Raw genomic sequence first — 15,900 nt, forward strand, 5'->3', positions numbered from 1 at the left:
TTCAGCCGTTCCTGTGTCTCTTGAGTGCGTCTCATAGTGTGTGCGTGTGCTGCGGTAGTCCGACGATGTGGAGGGCACCGTTGTTCACGCTCGCGTCCTGCGAGCTACCGTTCTGGTTGTCGATGGTGAACCGAATCCGCGTGACCGCCCGCCCGGAGAAGTTCACCACCTTCCCGTTCCCCTTCGACATGGAACCGGACCACACCGTGCTGAAACCGCTCCCGTCGTCAACCTCGACGCGGGAGAGGTAGGTGTCGTTCCAGCTTGTCGAGTAGTCGAAGCGGATTCCGTCGGCGAAACCCCCTGCTTCGACGGTGAACGACCCGGTTCCTCCGCCGCCGGACACGTTCGAGACGCTTCCGCTCCAGGTCGATTGCTCCTGGTAGCCGCCACCGCGCGAGGACGAGTTCGTCTCGCTCGGTGCGTCGAACGCCGACGGCGGTTGGCCGCCGAGGGTCGCGGCGTCGATCTGTCCGTCCGCCGCGGCGCGGGCGTCCGCGTCGGTGTACGGCGGACCGGCGAAGTCACTCACCGGCCCACCCCCCGCCGAGTCGGGCCTGCGTGCCCTTCGGGTCACTGAAGACCACCTTGTCGATCTCCCACTTGTCGAACGACCCGGTCCCTCCGGCGAGCGGGACGGTGAACACGTCTCCGCCGGAAGTGTGGACTTCCATCATCACGTCGCCCGCGGCGGTGATGATGAGTTCCTGAATCGTCTCCGCGGGGTTCAGCGAAACGGGATAGGTCGTTCCGTCCTCGTCGAACGCACCGCCGTTGGGGTAGTTGTCCGTCTCCATCGTCCCCGTCGCGTTCGTCGCGAGCGTTCCGCCGGAGCCGCGGACGGTCTGACTGAACTGCTCGACGCCCATTCAGAACCACCCCGCGACTCGCTCGACGATTCCGACGGCGGCGCGTTCGGTGCCACCGGCGTAGTCGAGGGTCATGTCCACCGCGTAGTCGTAGCCGTTCGACCCGTCGGTGTTCTCCACCTCGACGCCGACGACTTCGCCGTCCTCGACGCCTTCGCTCGCGTCGAACACCCACAGGTCGTTGTCGCCGTCCACGTACTCCTTCCCGCGGAAGTTGACGAGTTCGACCCGTCGCCCGCGGTCGGTGCCGTCCTCGACGAACGGAACGACGTGCAGCGAGAGGCGCGGCCCCTGGTAGAACCGGACCTTCACCTCTTCGACGGTGCAGTCCTCGGAGACTTCGAACGTCTCCGTCTCGGTGTCGCCGGGGTTCACGTTGCCCGCGAAGCGGACGCTCTCCCGGCGTTCGTGTGTCTCAGACATGAAAAATCACCTCCGTAGGAGGGGTTAGTTCGAGACCTCCGAGTAGTAGAGCCGAGCCTCGGAGTTCGCCGGGTCGACCTCGACGCCGTCCGAACCGGCGTCGGGGAAGACGCGGAACTCCAGGTGCCGACCGGGCTTCGCGAACGGCGCGATGGCCGCCATGATCGGCCGGTCGGTTCGGTCGCTGTTGAGGGCGTCCGCCAGGTCACCGAGGTTGCCGACGACGAACGACGCGAGAACGCGGCGCTGGTCGGAGTCGGTGATGGCGACGATGAGGTCACCGTCGATGATGTCGCCGGAGGTGCCCGACCCGTTGCCGGAGGCGACGAGCTTCGCGTGGATGAACGCCTTCGCGTAGTCGCGGACCTGCGGCCCGTGACCGGGGAAGAGCTTCTTGTCCTGTGCGACCTGCTTCGCCCAGATCGTGTTCTCCTGTCCGGCCTTCAGCGTCACCTGGTCGAGCTGCGACGCGACGACAGAACGCTTCTGTCCTTCAGCGAACAGCGGGGGGTACTGCTTCATCTCCATGATTCAGACCCCCGGAACCGACACTTCGTCTTCGTCCACGCCGGCCGCGTTCCGGGCCTTGTTGTAGACGTACATCCCGGCACCGACGACGCCCGCGGTGAGCGCGACGCCGACGGTAGCGGCTCCGAGGTTGCTTGCCGATTCTGCTGGATCGTCCGTATCGACCTCCGTACCGAGGAGTTCGAGCGGTATCTTCGCCATTGCACTCGGTCGGTGGTCGGATATGGAAAAAGCAGGAAGTGTAGTGGACTACGCTTGGTGATTGAACTATTGAGAGTCCGATACTGGTCGAATCTTTACATTCTCGGCTCTGTGAATGTAGGACACTCCATGATTGGGTATCCGACACTCGTTCTCGGCACCGTCGCCGCCTATCTCCGCGGCTCGGAGGAGACGCGCCCGTTCGTCCGCGGCGCGTTCGGCATCGGCGTCTTGGGCGAGTGTGGCGCACTGACCGGTATCGTACAGTTCACTCAGACGACGGGGGCGACAGTCGCCTCGACGCTCTCTCACCTCGCGGGGATGGTCGCGTGAGCGGCACGTACGAACCCGAGAGTCCGACGGACCAGCAGTGTCGGCACTGCGGACTCTACTTCCGCGCACAGGGGATTCACAACCACGAGTCCTCGTGCTACCTCGACGGCCACGACGCGATGATTCAGCCCGTGGACGAGAGTCGAGGCGAAGTCGAAGACCCGGAGCGAGTGGGGCGCACTGAGTCACCGACACTCGACGAACCGGACGAGACGCCCACGCCGGACCCCGAGCAGGCGGTAACCGACGGCGGAAACCCCGCCCTCGACGCGCCGGAACCGGTCGCCACCGACGGCGGACAGGACGAATCGGCATGCCCGGACTGCGGGTCGAGGGACTACTTCGATGCTGACGACGTGCGACGGGCGCGTGACTGCGGTGGCTCCGCCGCGGAACTCCTCGACGAACACGACCGAGTGTGCGCGGACTGCGGCGAGGTGTACGATGCCTGAGGACGGCGAGGCTCCGCCGTCGCTCTCCGACGGCTTCCCGATGGACCGTGACCCGTCGGCGGCAGTCGCGCCCGACCACGCGGCCGCAGAGGGCGCTCCCGAGGAAACCACGGTCGGTTCGTCCAACGTGCGGGAGATGCTGTTCTCGACGGAGCCTGAACGCTCCCTCGACGCCATCGAATCGCCGTGGGACCCCGACCGCGGCGGACCGACGCGCGTCTACCGCGGGTTGCAGAAGATGGCCGAGGTAGAGGGGATGCCCGCTATCTTCGACGTGGGCGTGGGAATCGCGGAGACGGTCGTCTGGATCCAACGCGAACGGGAGGAAGCCGCGTCGGACCAGGAGGACGACGCCGACCAGGAGGGCGAGCAGTTCGACGAGGATCTGGGCGCACTCGCCGGCGCGGGAGGCGTGTGATGGACAGGTATCACTGCACGGTCGTCGGCGACTCCGGGTCGGGGAAGACGACGTTCCTCCGCGAGATGCACGACACGTTCCCCGGCCTGTCCATCTGGATCGACGACACGGACGCGGGCGGTATCTCCGGCCGCGACCTCGAGGACGCCACGACCGTTCGCTCGGCGTCGGAGGCGAGAGCAGCGACCGCTTCCCGTATCCGGTGGGTGTGCGACTCGGCGATGGAAGTCATCGACGCGGTGCGCGAGATAGCGCACACGTACCACGAGACGACGGGCTACCCCGTCCAGGTCGTCGTCGACGAGGCGCACCGGCACCTGCCCGACTCTGAGTCGAAGTCGTCGGCGTCGGAGAACACGCTGGCCGCGATGCTGCACGAGGACCGAGACAAGGGCGTGAAGGTGGTGATAGCGTCGCAGGACCCGCAGGACTTCTACTACCCGCCGGTCAAGCAGTGCAAGTATCTCGTGTGGGTCGGCCCGCCCTCGACGTTCCACCGGGGGTTCATCCGCTACTACAACCTGAAGGACCTCGACGGCGGCGGGTTGCCGTCGGACCGCTTCGAGTACGCGGTGATCCGTCCGACGGAGCCACCGCACGCGGTGTACCGCGGTGAGACGCGGGAGGTGTACGGATGAGCTTCGACGTGACCCGCTCCGACATGCGCCGCATCGACAAACACGCGCAGGGAGACAACGGCGAGTACGCCGAGCGACTGGTGGCCGCGCACTACGGCGTCGAACACGCGCCCGACGAAGCGTCGTGGTACGACTGCGTGAACCGCGACACGGGTACGAAGTTCGAGGTGAAGGCCGCGCAGACGATCATTGACGGTCGCGACGAGAGTTCGTTCGTGCCCGTCGAGGGGCGGTTCAGACTGTGGAAGAGTCAAACTCGGTCGCTGGTCAACTCGGATGCGCAGAACACGGCGTGGTTCGTGTTCGTACTGCTGGACCGCGACGGGAGTCCGTTGGAGATGCGTCGGATGCGTCCCTCGACGGTGTGGTCACTTGTGCAGGAGGAAGGTGGATGGTACGATTCGGGTCACGAGAAAGGAGAACAGAAGAAAATGTCTTTCTTCTACATATTCGGATCTGTTGAAAACGCCGACTACTGATCGTTCATTGATTCTGTACGCAATACTCAGCGTATATTTTGCACCGCCGTTCTTTAAAATTTCACAGGAATACTTTCCTTGGGTTCAGCAAACATGGCGAGTTTACAGCTTCCGTCGGTAGGCCGAAACAGGATCGTATTCCGTGAAATGCTTTCCAACACCATAGTAATCGCCCTTAATACTGGAGCGATCCTCCATCGGACCTTCTAACCCAGTAGGTCTATTTGCCCTCGGCAATTCACCTGTTGAAATCGAATCAATGACGGCATCGGAGATACGTAGCGCCGTGACAGCACTTTCCAAGATGGCTTCATACTCGCCATCATCAACGATTTGATTCGGTGGTAACTGGAAGTCCGGGTCGTCTATACCATAATACGCGAGTGTGTACATATTACCATACATCTCACACAAAAACATCAGCCTCGCCACCGCGCGGACATGTATTCGCTCAACGTCGCGTTCGGTAAAGGGACCCCGAACCATTTGAGGAAAGTCGAGATCAGTGACTTCGTCTGCAACAGCATTTAACAAATTTTTACCTGCATTAGACCCGGGACTGATGCTATGGTCAGTTGGGTGATTTACTTCCATTAGCTTGAAGATTGACTTCGTGCTTTTCTCTATCGACCGTTGAGCATCGACAAAGCAATCAGCGTGGTTTATTTCCTCCCCTTCTCTGGTATACCGCATGACTGAATCTAGCTTGGATTCAGCCATCTCAAACTCTCCATGGGCTCTCTTGACCCGATTTCGATCGATATCTGCCCTTATCTCCATGTTTCTTAGTTATCTGAACAGTATCTATAACCCATTGTTTGTTCTTTGACTTACAGAAGTTAGGAGATTCAGTCACAGGAAAGACGCTGGAATCGATGGCCCACAAGCGCGTGATATTCTGATGAAAGCCCCAATCAATAGAGGTCTCAGCCTCCTGCTGCATACGTCCTCTGTATTCAGCACACAATTTACATAAGGTAATCAGAGTGCTTTAACAGAGCCATTTCTCCAATCTAGCACGCTCAGAATCTAGCCCCGGTATTCAATTTTTGGGACCCTCAAGATTATTAGAAAGTAACTTTTACTTGTTCGAAATGAAGCAACTCAGCCGATTCCCTGAACCATTTTCTATTGATACTCTTGCCTCCGAACTTAGAGAGTATGAATCTCCCATTACTCTCTATCTGAGTACGGCGATCGCCACGATATTTACTGTACAGCTTATCCTCACTATTCAGTGGGGGTCACCATCTATCTACGCGACCACCGGCTTTCTATTTCTGAATGGGCCAGAGATTGCATGGATTTTGTCGCCACTCCTTCATCGAGGACCGTTTCATTTCCTCGCGAATATACTCTTGCTGCTCCTCATAGGGCGAGTTACCGAATCTCACCTGTCTAGAACGCGGTTCCTAGCACTGGCTGTTCTCTCTTCAATTATCTCAATAGCTGCGTTGGCGGCTTTTGCACTAGAATTTGGTTCCAAAGAATATGTTGCAGCGTACGGGATTAGTGGACTAGTTTTTGCTCTTCTTGGATTCAGCCTCGTTCATCTTCAAATCCACGAGGAATGGAATGAACCGGATGCCTTAGTATATCTACTCGCAATATGTGCTGTTCTGCTAATCGTGTTTGAGGTGGGGAAGGTAATCATACTCCAAGATCCGCTTCAAGTCAACGCTGGTCATGTCTCTGGTTGGATCCTGGGTATCGTCTTCGCTTACGCTCAATCACAAGAACACTGTTCGGTTCTCAATAGAGCCTTCTGAATTCACTGTCGGGTGGGGGCTGGTTAACTAATTATTACTGTAGAGGGACTATTCAGTTATCCTCGTCGTTTCCTGACAACCTAGCAATATTCAAAACCAGAACTGCTATGAACACTACTCCAAATATAATATCCAAAATTTCTAGAGATGATGCCGCAAATGCCGGAAGAATTGCCAATGGTTTGTTTAGTGGTTCGTATGTTTGTGCAGGGATGACTACATAGCTTTCTTCCACTACTATACGGAATTCAGTAATGAACCACTGTATTATACCTAGTCCTGTGATTTCAGCTAATCTGTACCAAGAATTTGGCTTGATTGGCCTGTATTCTCCGTATTGTCCCACTAGCCAGATGAAGAACCAAAGCGAAGCGAGTACTGTTCCTCCTGTAATTATGAAAGAATAAACAATCTCGTTTCTCTGTAGTATCGTCCAAACAAACGTTGATGCGACAAGCAGTAGTGATACACAAAGAATGACGAGGTCAGCATTCTTCCAAGATTGAATTGAGGTCGCAAAGGAAGGCAACCCACCGAGATCTCGAAGTAGAACTCTGATTATCTCCACGGATAGGACTACTACGCCCAACAGTGCCCCAACAAACCCGTACTTGATAGCCCATATCGACTCAGCGATGGGTACTCGAGAGATATTTGTGATATAGATTGCAGTGGCCGCGAAAACACCAAGCACCACAAAGAGAGACGAAGTTGAATCGATGAACTCTGCGAGGGAGAAATATTCTATCTCCTCCTCTTGTTGTTCTGCATCTCTTGATGACCTATAACGCGTTGAGGGCTTCCCTTTCTCCGAATTCCTATTTCTCATTCTCAGCCCTCACCTATGCAGTATTCTGTTGGGTAGCAACCGAACAAGGATTAAGAGCGTTTGGATTTCACTTTCACTTTCACTCCGCATCCATGGCTCGCATTGAAGTCCAAACAGACATTCAGTAATTCGTGCTGGTGTCGAGACCCGCAGGTGGCACTCCGGGCTAGTCGTCTTCCTCGACGCCAGTCAGAATCGAAGGATCGTCGATGGCGAGGCGCATGAGACGCCGCAGGGCTTCAGCACGCGACATGTCGAGCGGAACGACGCCGTCGAGCTGAGCCTGCTTGAGGGCGCGGTCGAAGTCGTCCAGCAACTCTCTATCGACCCGGGCAGAGATGTTGACCGCGTCACCGTCGTCATCGTCGTAGGTGGCACTCATACGCCGTTGTAGTCTCTGACTCAATGAATAACCCTGTGCAGTCACTTAATCAATTATTGAGTGATATGCTCAGAAAGCTATAAGTGATTAAGTGAATAAGCGGAGGACGAATGGCTCTATCAGTAAACGTGACTATCTCGATGCCGCCGGAGATGGTCGAGAAGATAGACGAACAGGCGAAGAATCACGGGATGAGTCGCGCCGAGTACGTGCGACATCTCGCACGCGAGGCTCCGTCGTCGCCGTTCGACGCGCCCGCTCAAGAACTCACCACGAACGCAGAGGTATGAATGGGGACCCACGAATGAAGCCTACAAGCAACCCCGAGGGTCCCGTTCTGAACTCGCGCACCCGCGCACGTAAGCGTACTGACTACGCTGGAGGGACGCGCCCGTGACGATGGTCTGTGGCGAACCCATCACCGTCGTCACGAACGGCGTCGCGTGGTACACCGACGCGGGAAGCGACGCGACGGTCCGGCACGAGGGTCGGATCGAACTCTACGACGCGTACGTGCGTCTGTGTGACCCGGTCGGCGCGTCGTGGGTCCCGCGCGAGAACGTCGAGATGGTGAGCGAGGTATGAGGGACCGCGAACTCGAACCGCTCGACCCCGAGGTGGCGGTGGAACAGTACCTCGACTCCCGCCGACCGAGCGTCACGGACTCGACGTACCGGAACTCGAAGAACCGTCTCGGTCACTTCCTCGACTTCCTCGAAGAGGAAGAGATCGACGACATGAACGACCTCACCGGGCGGACGCTCTACAACTTCGTGGCGTGGCGCCGCGGTGACATCGCGCCCATCACGCTCCAGAAGCAACTCTCGTCGCTCCGCGTGTTCCTGCGGTGGGCCGCGGACGTGGAGGCCGTGCCGGAGGGACTGGCCGAGAAAGTCCACTCGCCGGAACTCCCCGACGGCGCGGAAGCGCGGACCGTCGTTCTCGAAGAGGAGCGAGCGGAAGCCATCCTCGAACACCTGAACCGCTACGAGTACGCGAGCAGGCGGCACGTCTGTTTCTCGCTCCTGTGGCGGACGGGGATGCGTATCTCGTCGCTGCACGCCCTCGACCTCCAAGACCTGCGGCCCGACGACTGCGCCGTGGACCTCGTGAACCGGCCGGAGACCGACACCCGGCTGAAGAACGGGAACAGCGGCGAGCGCTGGGTGTACCTCGGTCCGCGGTGGTACCAGGTCGTCGAGGACTACGTGGACGCGAACCGCTACGACGTGACCGACGACCACGGCCGCGAACCGCTCGTGACGACGAAGCAGGGGCGGGCGCACAAGCTCACCGTCCAGAAGTGGATCTACTCGACGACGCGGCCGTGCATGATGCACGACTGTCCGCACGACGAGGACCCGCAGACGTGCGAGGCGATGGAGGGCTACCAGCAGGCGAGCAAGTGCCCGTCGTCTCGGTCGCCGCACACGCTCCGCCGCGGAGCCATCACGTCGCACCTCCTCGACGGCGTCCCGCCGGAGGTTGCCTCCGAACGGATGGACGTCTCACTCGAAGTGCTGTACCGCCACTACGACGCTCGGTCGCCGGGCGAGAAAATGAACCAGCGGAAGAAGTTCCTACGTCAATGACCCGAAATTCGCCACCCCCGCGAGTCCATCTCCTTCCGTCGCTACGCTCCGTCAGTCGACGGACTCGCTCGCCCCCGTTCGCGTCGCTCACGGGGACCCCGCGAGTCCACTCGCACTCCCTCGGCGTCGCTATCCCGTGCAGTCGTCCCGACCGACTACCGACGCTCGTCGGTCGGCTTCTCGAAGACGCGCCGGAGTTCGCCCGTCACGCCCTCCTGCCACTTCCGGCCGCAGTCGTCGCAGACGTAGTCGGCGCCGTCCGCGCCGTGGTCGTCGGCGTCGTCCATCGCCGCGCCGCAGTTGGGGCAGTCGGTCACGTGCAGAGCGAGAGCGCTCACGGGCATCAGTCTGGTGGGGGTCGGTTCGTCGTCGGTCCGCGACCGAGTGCGGTCGCTATCGGCGACTGGGGAACTCACGTCGGTGGAATCATCCGTCCACGAGGTCCCAAAATTCGTCGACCGACTGGTAGGGGAGCACGCCGTGCCACGACCCGCCGTGTACGTCTTTGTGACAATCCCGACAGAGTGTTGCGAGGTTCGACGGCGTCGACTCGCCGCGCCGGATGTGATGGACCTGTAGATTCGTCTCGGCACCGCAGGCGACGCACTCGCGGCCGTCCCGGTCGAGAACGTCGTTCCGGACTGTCTCGGAAACCTCCTCGGAGGGGCGCTCCCACCTCGTCTCGCCCTCTCCCGGTGACCACCCGACCTTGCTCACGTAGCTTCCCGCACAGTCGACGGCTTCCGCGACCGTCTTCCGCGTTATCTTCCCGTAGAACCGCTTCTTGAGGGCGACGATCTGATCTTTCTTGCTCGCGGCGTCGAGGTCATCGAAGCGCGTTCCCAAGTACGACTCCGCGTCCGCGACGGAGGCGAATCCCAACTCGGACTTCGGGGACGTCGTGTCCGGCTCCGCTTCGGGTTCGTCGACCATCTCTACTCCCCGTTCGCTCGGAACAGTTGAAATTCTTGGGTGTGGATAGGTAGCGGTGGGTTTCGTGCGACCGGAGGCGGTGATAGTCATTGGGAGGGCCCGGAGAACGACCGGCCGCACTCCTGACACCCATAGACCCCCATGTCCTGCTCGTTCTCTCGAAACGCGGTTTCACGTGAACCGCAGTACGGACAAATGGGGTCTTCACCCTGATATGGCACGGTAAGAGTCACGGAATCCGACCCGAATAGAAGTACCGTTAGCGTCTCCCGCCTACTACTGCGGTCCGATGTGGCGGTGGGAGCTACACTTTGTTCGTCTCGACTTGGTCGTCGTATCTTCGAGACGTCGCTCCGCCCACGCTGTCTCGGTGAACGGGGACGAAGAGAAGACGCGCACCGCCGAAACCGCGCTCCGGCGCTACGTTTATCAGCCGAGACTGTCACGTACGTGCATGGACGATATTTTCGTCGCGCGCCTGATGTCGACGTCGCTCCACACCGTCTCGGCCGACACGCTGGTCGAGGACGCCGCGAAACTGATGATGGAGGAGGGAATCGGCTCCGTCGTCGTGGTGGACGACGACAACCAGTTGAGCGGCATCCTGACGACGACGGACTTCGTGCGCATCGTCGCCGAACGCAAGCCGAAGGACCGGACGCCCGTCTCGGAGTACATGACGGCGGACGTGGTGACGACGACGGCGCAGGTGCCCATCCGCGAGGTGGCGGACACGATGATGAACCACGGGTTCCACCACGTCCCCGTCGTCGACGAGGACGAGGGCGTCATCGGCATGATAACCACGACGGACCTCGCCGCCTACCTCTCGACGGCCGAAGCGCCCAGTCCGTCGTAGCGCAGTCGTTCGCCGGCCCTCTAACTCCCGTCCGGATTCGGTGTCCCCCGTCGTGGCCATCGGTACCACTAAGCGTTCGGTCCACGCACGGGTGTGTATGGACGACGCGGAGTACGACGAACTCACCACCTCGTTGACGCCGAACGAGTCCGTCGACGGGGTGACGACGTACCGAAACACCGTGAGCATCGCCTGTCCGGCCTGCGAGGAACCGTTCGACGACCTGGTGGTCTGCGAGGAGGAGTACAGCAGCCTCGAGTTGAGCCGGTTGCTCGACCTGTGCGTGACGACGCACGACGACGAAGTCGTGCTGTTCACGCACAAGAAGTAGACGAGGCGTCGCTTAGAAGTAGACGAGAAGTAGCCTTACGCCGCTTCTTCTTCGGGCGGAAGACCGTTCTCGTCGAGGACGTCCCCGTCCTCGTCCACGGTGACGATACCGCGGTTGTTCACCGCGTAGGGGTCCAGCCCCACCTCTTCGAGGAACTGCTTGTACAGTCGCTCGGCGGTCTCGGCGTCCTTCTGCCGGTCCGAGGCGCGGTCGCAGAGTTCGACGAGGTCCTCGGGGACGTCGTTCTCGTGGACGATCCAGTGGTTGATGAGGTCCGACAGCCGACGGATGGGCGAGGTGAAGTGCCCGTAGATGTCGAAGTTCAGGGCGTGGTGCCCGCCGAACGGGTCGTTCATGTACTTCGCGCGGGGCATCACCTTCAGCACGGCGCGCTGAATCTTGTTGAGAGAGCGTCCCGGCGAGTCCTCCAACGCCGCGTTGACGGCCTTCCGCGGGTCGTCGAACTTCGCGCTCGGAATCTTCACCCCGTCGAGTTCCATGATCTCTCGCAGCGCCTTGTCCCACTGGTCGGGCGTCGGTTGCGGGTGGACGCGGTACATCGCCTCGACGCCGCGACCCCACATGAGTTCGTGCGTGACGGCCTTGTTCGCCTTCAGCATGCACTCCTCGATGATGGTGTGCGCGCGGTCACGCCGCGGGTTGAGGACGAGCGACCCGTCCTCCTTTCGCTGTTCGTGCATCTGGTCGGCGAGTTCGAAGACGAGCGTACACTCGTCGTGGAGGGGGAGACTCTCGTCGTCGAGTCGTTTCTCGGCCTGCGAGTAAGTGAGGCGTTCGTCGGACTCGATGACGGACTTGTAGATGTCTATCTCCTCGAACGAGAGCGTCTCCTTGTCTATCTCCATCTCCACCGTGTGGGCGAGACGGTCCTCGTTGGGGACGAGCGAACACACCGTCTCCGCCAGCATCGGCGGGAGCATGTGGATGGTGTAGGCGGGGAGGTAGACGGTGTTCCCGCGCTTGACGGCCTCGGCCCACATCTCCGACCCCGGGTGGACGTAGTGGGTCACGTCGGCGATGTGGACCCACAGCGTGTACGTCTCCTCGTTCTCGGCGATGGAGATGGCGTCGTCGAAGTCCTGAGCGTCGATGGGGTCCGTGGTCCACGTCGTCAGGTCCCGGAGGTCCTGCCGTACGTCCACTTCCTCCTGAATCTCCGCCTGAACGTCTTTCGTTCGTTCGCGCGCCTCGGAGAGCACCGGGCCGGGGAACGCGTCGCGAATCTCGAACTCCTCGAAGAGTTCCTCGCGTTTGTCCTGCAGTTGCCGGGCGACGTCGGGACTGATTTCGACGGGGCCTTGCCCCTCGGCCGTCCCGGCCTGCGCCTGCGCGTCGTTCGACATGACCTGCACTTAACGCGAGAGATAGTTAGTCGTGTCGCACGGCGTCGCGTGCGTCGCGCGGCGCCGAGCGTCCGCGTCGTCGTCGCGTCTTCCCACCGATGCCCGACGACGAAACTCCGGTACGTCGCCGTCCCCCGAGCGACGGTCAGCGTTCGCGTTCGGTCTCCTCGGTCGGGCCGTACCGCTCTTCGACCGCGTCGCGATACCGGTGCAGGAACTCCGTCTGGTCCAACCCGTCCTCCTCGATGTCGAGGATGAGCGACTCCAGTTCCGCCCGGGGCTGGTGACACAGCTCTCGGTAACACTCCTTACAGAGGTGTTCGAACTCCTTGCCCTGTCGGTTCCACCGGTCGCCCTCCTTGTCGTACTCGCGGGCTTCCCCGCGGAGGACGGACGTGCCGCAGGCGATGCAGACGACCGTTTTCCGGTCCCGGTTGGTCCGGGAACGCCACATAAGAACCAGCAGGAACCCCCGTTACTTAGCGTTTGTTCCCCGTCAGACACGTGATAGATAGGATGTATGTCACGGACGACTTCGAAAACTCGGTTCGAATAACGGTCGATTTATTCACCACGATACCGTCTGCGGTGATATGAACGTCAAGTCCCGTCACCACCTTCGCTCCGACGAGATTTCGGAGTTGGAGGCGGCGATTGCCGAACAGACCGGCGTGGAGTTGGACGGCGACGCGTACGAGATGGTCGAACTCGCGGACGCCGACTTCGACGTCGTCCTCGTGGACGGCGACCCGGTGGTCGTCTACATGGACGACGAACGCCCCTTCCTCACCGTCGCGGGCGCGAACGCGTACGAACCGACGACGCACGTCGTCACCGTCGACGCCGGCGCCGTCTCGTTCGTCAGCGACGGCGCGGACGTGATGCGCCCCGGCATCGTGGACGCCGACGAGGACATCGAACCCGGTGACCTCGTCCTCGTCGCCGAGGAGACGCACGGGAAGGTGCTCGCCATCGGCCGCGCTCTCGAACCCGGCGCGGAGATGGCCGGCGACTCGGGCAAGGTCGTCGAGTCGCTGCACCACGTCGGCGACGACCTGTTCGAATTCTCGGTCTGAGGCGCACTCGGTCCCGCTTCGTTCCGGTTCGACCCTCGCTCGGGCCCGCCCCGCGTCGGTCCGAGCCTCACTCCCCGTCCTGATACTTCGCCACCGCCGTCTCGTAGCCCTCCTTGGCCAGTTCGTACGTCTCGCGGAGGTCCGCTATCGGCGTCCGCGTCGCGTCCACGCGCAGGTCGTCGTAGTACGGTCGCGGCGCCTCCTCGGCCGTCGTCGTCACGAGGAGCGCCGCACTCTGTACCTCCAACTCCTCCCGCTTGTCACCCCCCGCCTCGTGGCCCGCTTCGAGTGCGTCTATCAACCGTTTGGCGAGGGTATCCTCGCCGCCGTCGCCACCGTCACCGTTCTCTCCGTCGGCGCGGTCATCGTTCCCGCCGCCGTCGTTCTCGTCGCGGTCACCGCTCCCGCCGTCGCCGCCAGCGAGGCCGGACTCGTACGCCGCCGCGGTGGCGTCCAGCACGGACTCGCCCGTGAGGAGGTTGCCGGCGACGGTGTAGTTCTCGCCGACGCGGTGGCCGAACCAGCCCTGACACTCCGCGCCGGAGAACGCGAACGTCCCCTCGGCGTCCACGCCGTGCAGTTGGCGCTGCTCGCGTCCCTCGTCGGCGTTCAGGAGGGCCTGCAGGGCGTCCTCGACGGCGAGTCCGTCGTCGAGGTACTCGACGCCCCGTCGCCCCAACTCGACGTTCACGAGGCTCTGTGTCGCCACCGCGCCGTTCTCGGAGGCGAACGGGCAGAGCGTGCCGACGGCCGGGAGGCGCGTCGTCACCGCGACGCCGAACCGCGTCTGTTCCTCGCCCGTCTCGTCGGTGTCCGTCTCGCGGACGCAGATGCTGAAGGTCACGTCGGAGGCGACGGTGCCGCGTCGCAAAAATCCCGCTCTGTCGACACACAGCAGTCGTATCGACCGCGTCTGACGGCCGTCTGACGTAAGAACTAACCCCGCCGTAGCGATTGTAGCGTGTATGGGTATCATGAGCAAAATCCTCAGTGGCGGAGAGAACCACTCGACTGAGGACTACGTCGAACTCGACCTCGACGACTTCGACACCGCGCGCGGCGAGGCGGGGATGAGCGTTCGCATCGCCACCATCAACGACAAACAGGACGTCATCGGCATCAAGGACGCCGTCTACGACGGCGACCTGGTCATCGCGGACATCACGCGCCACACCACCTCCGACAGCACGATGGAGCACATCATCGACGACCTGCGACAGGTCGCCGACGAGGTGGACGGCGACATCGTCCAGAAGGGCGACGACCAACTCATCATCACGCCCACGGGCGTCACCGTCGGCCGCGAAAAGCTCTCGTAAGCCGCTCTCGCCCCGCCGACACGGACCGCGCCACGACCGCGCCACCTCCGCGTCGACACTCTCTCTCCTCCCCGCGGCCAGCCACGCCTCTCTGTATCCCGTCCAGTCGGGCGTCGCTCTTCCCCACGTCCAGCCACGCGTCTCTCCGTCGCCGTGCGCCCCGGATAGCAAGGAGTATTCGGTGGGGCCGGCAACAGGGAGGTGACAGATGGAGACCCTCACAGTCGAGGACCAGACCGTCTACTTCAAGAGTTCCGAGGAGATGGACGAGGTGGACGACGCCGACCTCGTGGTCACGAGCCCCCCCTACTGGAACCTGAAGGACTACGGCCACGAGAACCAGATCGGACACGCCGAGACCTACGAGGACTACCTCGACAGGCTCCAGACGGTGTGGGACGCCTGTTACGAGGCCACCGCCGAGGACGCCATCATGGTCGTCAACGTCGGCGACCGACGGCACGAGAAGCGCTTCTACCCCATCGCGATGGACATCTACAACCGGATGGAGCGGTGGAACCTCCTCGACAACCTCGTCTGGTACATCCCCAACTCGCTCCCCCAACCCGCCTACTACCTCGACAAACTGTTCGACGACAAGTACGAGAACCTGCTCGTCTTCGCGAAGAACCACGACTACGAGTACACGTTCAACAAGATTCGGGTCGAACAGAAGTACAAGGGCGTCGACCCGCGCGAGGAGAAGATGAACGACGCGGGCCGCAGCGTCGGTAACGTGTTGAAGATGCGGGCGTACCGACCGCCGACCATCAAGCAGGGCAACTACCACGCCGCCGCCTACCCCGAGGAACTCGTCTACGCGCTGCTGTACACCTTCTCGAACCCGGGCGACACGGTGCTTGACCCGTTCCTCGGCTCCGGGACGACCCTGAAAGTCGCCCGGAAGATGGACCGCGTCGGCGTCGGCTACGAGATAGACGCGGACTACCGGGACCTCATCGCCGAACGCGTCCGCGAGGACATGGACGTGCCCGCGTGGGAGCAGTTCGACGTCCTCTCGGACGCGAGTCCGACGAACGAGAGGAAGGGGACCACTGAGTCGTCGCTCTCGGACTTCTCGGAGTAGGCTCGAATCGGTGCAACC

Annotated in this window: 27 protein-coding genes; 14 read left to right on the forward strand and 13 right to left on the reverse strand. The window is 61.5% G+C overall.

What is annotated here, in order from left to right; all coding sequences use genetic code 11:
• Positions 1-31: 31 nt before the first annotated feature.
• From BM310_RS02735 to BM310_RS02755, 5 genes are read right to left on the reverse strand one after another with little or no spacing between them, the layout of a single operon-like run.
• Positions 32-532 carry a hypothetical protein gene (locus BM310_RS02735; RefSeq protein ID WP_089804383.1) on the reverse strand — a complete coding sequence of 167 codons (501 nt, stop codon included), beginning with the start codon at positions 530-532 and terminating at the stop codon, positions 32-34.
• Positions 525-869, reverse strand: coding sequence for a hypothetical protein (locus BM310_RS02740; protein WP_089804385.1), 345 nt, complete (start codon positions 867-869; stop codon positions 525-527). The genes BM310_RS02735 and BM310_RS02740 overlap by 8 nt, the downstream gene beginning before the upstream one ends.
• Positions 870-1,292: a hypothetical protein gene (locus tag BM310_RS02745; protein WP_089804387.1), complete on the reverse strand. Its 423-nt coding sequence runs from the start codon at positions 1,290-1,292 to the stop codon at positions 870-872. It lies immediately after the preceding gene.
• A gap of 24 nt (positions 1,293-1,316) precedes the next feature.
• Positions 1,317-1,820 (reverse strand): hypothetical protein, encoded by a 504-nt coding sequence (locus BM310_RS02750; RefSeq protein ID WP_089804389.1) that lies wholly within the window; start codon positions 1,818-1,820, stop codon positions 1,317-1,319.
• Between the two features lie 3 nt (positions 1,821-1,823).
• Positions 1,824-2,021: a sugar kinase gene (locus BM310_RS02755; protein ID WP_089804391.1), complete on the reverse strand. Its 198-nt coding sequence runs from the start codon at positions 2,019-2,021 to the stop codon at positions 1,824-1,826.
• Positions 2,022-2,150: 129 nt separating this feature from the next.
• Between BM310_RS02755 and BM310_RS02760 the strand changes: the two genes are divergently transcribed.
• From BM310_RS02760 to BM310_RS02780, 5 genes are read left to right on the forward strand one after another with little or no spacing between them, the layout of a single operon-like run.
• On the forward strand, positions 2,151-2,354 hold the full coding sequence (locus BM310_RS02760) for a hypothetical protein (protein ID WP_089804393.1): 204 nt from the start codon (positions 2,151-2,153) through the stop codon (positions 2,352-2,354).
• Positions 2,351-2,806, forward strand: coding sequence for a hypothetical protein (locus BM310_RS02765; protein WP_089804395.1), 456 nt, complete (start codon positions 2,351-2,353; stop codon positions 2,804-2,806). The genes BM310_RS02760 and BM310_RS02765 overlap by 4 nt, the downstream gene beginning before the upstream one ends.
• Positions 2,799-3,224: a hypothetical protein gene (locus tag BM310_RS02770; protein WP_089804397.1), complete on the forward strand. Its 426-nt coding sequence runs from the start codon at positions 2,799-2,801 to the stop codon at positions 3,222-3,224. The genes BM310_RS02765 and BM310_RS02770 overlap by 8 nt, the downstream gene beginning before the upstream one ends.
• Positions 3,224-3,862 carry an ATP-binding protein gene (locus BM310_RS02775; RefSeq protein ID WP_089804399.1) on the forward strand — a complete coding sequence of 213 codons (639 nt, stop codon included), beginning with the start codon at positions 3,224-3,226 and terminating at the stop codon, positions 3,860-3,862. The genes BM310_RS02770 and BM310_RS02775 overlap by 1 nt, the downstream gene beginning before the upstream one ends.
• A complete protein-coding gene (locus BM310_RS02780) occupies positions 3,859-4,341 on the forward strand; it encodes a hypothetical protein (RefSeq protein WP_089804401.1) in 483 nt (160 codons plus the stop codon). Before BM310_RS02775 ends, BM310_RS02780 begins: the two co-directional genes overlap by 4 nt.
• 102 nt (positions 4,342-4,443) lie before the next feature.
• On the opposite strand, the gene BM310_RS20835 is transcribed toward BM310_RS02780, so the two are convergent.
• Complete coding sequence (locus tag BM310_RS20835) at positions 4,444-5,121, reverse strand: hypothetical protein (RefSeq protein ID WP_177232516.1); 678 nt, start codon at positions 5,119-5,121, stop codon at positions 4,444-4,446.
• 314 nt (positions 5,122-5,435) lie between these two features.
• On the opposite strand from BM310_RS20835, the gene BM310_RS02785 reads away from it, so the two are divergent.
• The gene (locus BM310_RS02785; protein WP_089804403.1) at positions 5,436-6,110 is read left to right on the forward strand and encodes a rhomboid family intramembrane serine protease; all 675 of its coding nucleotides are present in this window, start codon (positions 5,436-5,438) and stop codon (positions 6,108-6,110) included.
• 52 nt (positions 6,111-6,162) lie between these two features.
• Here the strand turns inward: BM310_RS02785 and BM310_RS20840 are convergent, their stop codons facing one another.
• Positions 6,163-6,939: a hypothetical protein gene (locus BM310_RS20840; protein ID WP_143105097.1), complete on the reverse strand. Its 777-nt coding sequence runs from the start codon at positions 6,937-6,939 to the stop codon at positions 6,163-6,165.
• A 166-nt stretch (positions 6,940-7,105) separates the two neighbouring features.
• A complete protein-coding gene (locus BM310_RS02790; RefSeq protein ID WP_089804405.1) occupies positions 7,106-7,321 on the reverse strand; it encodes a hypothetical protein in 216 nt (71 codons plus the stop codon).
• Between the two features lie 110 nt (positions 7,322-7,431).
• On the opposite strand from BM310_RS02790, the gene BM310_RS02795 reads away from it, so the two are divergent.
• The 3 genes from BM310_RS02795 (at position 7,432) to BM310_RS02805 (ending at position 8,913) form a co-directional block, all read left to right on the forward strand.
• Complete coding sequence (locus BM310_RS02795) at positions 7,432-7,611, forward strand: ribbon-helix-helix domain-containing protein (RefSeq protein WP_089804407.1); 180 nt, start codon at positions 7,432-7,434, stop codon at positions 7,609-7,611.
• Between the two features lie 109 nt (positions 7,612-7,720).
• Positions 7,721-7,906: a hypothetical protein gene (locus tag BM310_RS02800; protein WP_089804409.1), complete on the forward strand. Its 186-nt coding sequence runs from the start codon at positions 7,721-7,723 to the stop codon at positions 7,904-7,906.
• Positions 7,903-8,913 carry a tyrosine-type recombinase/integrase gene (locus BM310_RS02805; protein ID WP_089804411.1) on the forward strand — a complete coding sequence of 337 codons (1,011 nt, stop codon included), beginning with the start codon at positions 7,903-7,905 and terminating at the stop codon, positions 8,911-8,913. The genes BM310_RS02800 and BM310_RS02805 overlap by 4 nt, the downstream gene beginning before the upstream one ends.
• Positions 8,914-9,068: 155 nt before the next feature.
• On the opposite strand, the gene BM310_RS02810 is transcribed toward BM310_RS02805, so the two are convergent.
• Both BM310_RS02810 and BM310_RS02815 read right to left on the reverse strand, forming a co-directional pair.
• On the reverse strand, positions 9,069-9,329 hold the full coding sequence (locus tag BM310_RS02810; RefSeq protein ID WP_143105098.1) for a hypothetical protein: 261 nt from the start codon (positions 9,327-9,329) through the stop codon (positions 9,069-9,071).
• A 10-nt stretch (positions 9,330-9,339) separates the two neighbouring features.
• The gene (locus BM310_RS02815) at positions 9,340-9,936 is read right to left on the reverse strand and encodes an HNH endonuclease (RefSeq protein WP_089804416.1); all 597 of its coding nucleotides are present in this window, start codon (positions 9,934-9,936) and stop codon (positions 9,340-9,342) included.
• 364 nt (positions 9,937-10,300) lie between these two features.
• On the opposite strand from BM310_RS02815, the gene BM310_RS02820 reads away from it, so the two are divergent.
• Positions 10,301-10,705: a CBS domain-containing protein gene (locus tag BM310_RS02820; protein WP_089804419.1), complete on the forward strand. Its 405-nt coding sequence runs from the start codon at positions 10,301-10,303 to the stop codon at positions 10,703-10,705.
• A gap of 97 nt (positions 10,706-10,802) precedes the next feature.
• Positions 10,803-11,036, forward strand: coding sequence for a DUF7385 family protein (locus tag BM310_RS02825; RefSeq protein WP_089804421.1), 234 nt, complete (start codon positions 10,803-10,805; stop codon positions 11,034-11,036).
• A gap of 35 nt (positions 11,037-11,071) precedes the next feature.
• Here the strand turns inward: BM310_RS02825 and BM310_RS02830 are convergent, their stop codons facing one another.
• Together BM310_RS02830 and BM310_RS02835 are read right to left on the reverse strand one after the other, a co-directional pair.
• Entirely contained in the window at positions 11,072-12,400 is a 1,329-nt protein-coding gene (locus BM310_RS02830) for a ribonuclease catalytic domain-containing protein (RefSeq protein ID WP_089804423.1), read from the reverse strand.
• Between the two features lie 145 nt (positions 12,401-12,545).
• On the reverse strand, positions 12,546-12,854 hold the full coding sequence (locus BM310_RS02835; protein ID WP_089804424.1) for a DUF7562 family protein: 309 nt from the start codon (positions 12,852-12,854) through the stop codon (positions 12,546-12,548).
• A 139-nt stretch (positions 12,855-12,993) separates the two neighbouring features.
• On the opposite strand from BM310_RS02835, the gene BM310_RS02840 reads away from it, so the two are divergent.
• Positions 12,994-13,476, forward strand: a complete 483-nt coding sequence (locus tag BM310_RS02840; protein ID WP_089804426.1) for an RNA-binding protein — start codon at positions 12,994-12,996, stop codon at positions 13,474-13,476.
• 67 nt (positions 13,477-13,543) lie between these two features.
• On the opposite strand, the gene BM310_RS02845 is transcribed toward BM310_RS02840, so the two are convergent.
• Positions 13,544-14,320 carry a DUF1028 domain-containing protein gene (locus tag BM310_RS02845; RefSeq protein WP_089806971.1) on the reverse strand — a complete coding sequence of 259 codons (777 nt, stop codon included), beginning with the start codon at positions 14,318-14,320 and terminating at the stop codon, positions 13,544-13,546.
• 121 nt (positions 14,321-14,441) lie between these two features.
• Between BM310_RS02845 and BM310_RS02850 the strand changes: the two genes are divergently transcribed.
• Together BM310_RS02850 and BM310_RS02855 are read left to right on the forward strand one after the other, a co-directional pair.
• Entirely contained in the window at positions 14,442-14,795 is a 354-nt protein-coding gene (locus BM310_RS02850) for a cell division protein SepF (protein WP_089804428.1), read from the forward strand.
• Positions 14,796-15,003: 208 nt separating this feature from the next.
• Complete coding sequence (locus BM310_RS02855) at positions 15,004-15,882, forward strand: DNA-methyltransferase (protein WP_089804430.1); 879 nt, start codon at positions 15,004-15,006, stop codon at positions 15,880-15,882.
• Positions 15,883-15,900 lie beyond the last annotated feature (18 nt).

It is taken from the genome of Halogeometricum rufum (genome assembly GCF_900112175.1).
GTDB classification, from domain to species: domain Archaea; phylum Halobacteriota; class Halobacteria; order Halobacteriales; family Haloferacaceae; genus Halogeometricum; species Halogeometricum rufum.

Bases quoted from the DNA above. Each gene is read 5' to 3' on its own strand.
- BM310_RS02740 (WP_089804385.1), bottom strand. From the start codon at position 869: ATGGGCGTCGAGCAGTTCAGTCAGACCGTCCGCGGCTCCGGCGGAACG.
- BM310_RS02745 (WP_089804387.1), bottom strand. From the start codon at position 1,292: ATGTCTGAGACACACGAACGCCGGGAGAGCGTCCGCTTCGCGGGCAAC.
- BM310_RS02750 (WP_089804389.1), bottom strand. From the start codon at position 1,820: ATGGAGATGAAGCAGTACCCCCCGCTGTTCGCTGAAGGACAGAAGCGT.
- BM310_RS02755 (WP_089804391.1), bottom strand. From the start codon at position 2,021: ATGGCGAAGATACCGCTCGAACTCCTCGGTACGGAGGTCGATACGGAC.
- BM310_RS02760 (WP_089804393.1), top strand. From the start codon at position 2,151: ATGATTGGGTATCCGACACTCGTTCTCGGCACCGTCGCCGCCTATCTC.
- BM310_RS02770 (WP_089804397.1), top strand. From the start codon at position 2,799: ATGCCTGAGGACGGCGAGGCTCCGCCGTCGCTCTCCGACGGCTTCCCG.
- BM310_RS02775 (WP_089804399.1), top strand. From the start codon at position 3,224: ATGGACAGGTATCACTGCACGGTCGTCGGCGACTCCGGGTCGGGGAAG.
- BM310_RS02780 (WP_089804401.1), top strand. From the start codon at position 3,859: ATGAGCTTCGACGTGACCCGCTCCGACATGCGCCGCATCGACAAACAC.
- BM310_RS20835 (WP_177232516.1), bottom strand. From the start codon at position 5,121: ATGGAGATAAGGGCAGATATCGATCGAAATCGGGTCAAGAGAGCCCAT.
- BM310_RS02785 (WP_089804403.1), top strand. From the start codon at position 5,436: ATGAAGCAACTCAGCCGATTCCCTGAACCATTTTCTATTGATACTCTT.
- BM310_RS20840 (WP_143105097.1), bottom strand. From the start codon at position 6,939: ATGAGAAATAGGAATTCGGAGAAAGGGAAGCCCTCAACGCGTTATAGG.
- BM310_RS02790 (WP_089804405.1), bottom strand. From the start codon at position 7,321: ATGAGTGCCACCTACGACGATGACGACGGTGACGCGGTCAACATCTCT.
- BM310_RS02795 (WP_089804407.1), top strand. From the start codon at position 7,432: ATGGCTCTATCAGTAAACGTGACTATCTCGATGCCGCCGGAGATGGTC.
- BM310_RS02800 (WP_089804409.1), top strand. From the start codon at position 7,721: ATGGTCTGTGGCGAACCCATCACCGTCGTCACGAACGGCGTCGCGTGG.
- BM310_RS02805 (WP_089804411.1), top strand. From the start codon at position 7,903: ATGAGGGACCGCGAACTCGAACCGCTCGACCCCGAGGTGGCGGTGGAA.
- BM310_RS02815 (WP_089804416.1), bottom strand. From the start codon at position 9,936: ATGACTATCACCGCCTCCGGTCGCACGAAACCCACCGCTACCTATCCA.
- BM310_RS02820 (WP_089804419.1), top strand. From the start codon at position 10,301: ATGGACGATATTTTCGTCGCGCGCCTGATGTCGACGTCGCTCCACACC.
- BM310_RS02825 (WP_089804421.1), top strand. From the start codon at position 10,803: ATGGACGACGCGGAGTACGACGAACTCACCACCTCGTTGACGCCGAAC.
- BM310_RS02830 (WP_089804423.1), bottom strand. From the start codon at position 12,400: ATGTCGAACGACGCGCAGGCGCAGGCCGGGACGGCCGAGGGGCAAGGC.
- BM310_RS02835 (WP_089804424.1), bottom strand. From the start codon at position 12,854: ATGTGGCGTTCCCGGACCAACCGGGACCGGAAAACGGTCGTCTGCATC.
- BM310_RS02840 (WP_089804426.1), top strand. From the start codon at position 12,994: ATGAACGTCAAGTCCCGTCACCACCTTCGCTCCGACGAGATTTCGGAG.
- BM310_RS02850 (WP_089804428.1), top strand. From the start codon at position 14,442: ATGGGTATCATGAGCAAAATCCTCAGTGGCGGAGAGAACCACTCGACT.
- BM310_RS02855 (WP_089804430.1), top strand. From the start codon at position 15,004: ATGGAGACCCTCACAGTCGAGGACCAGACCGTCTACTTCAAGAGTTCC.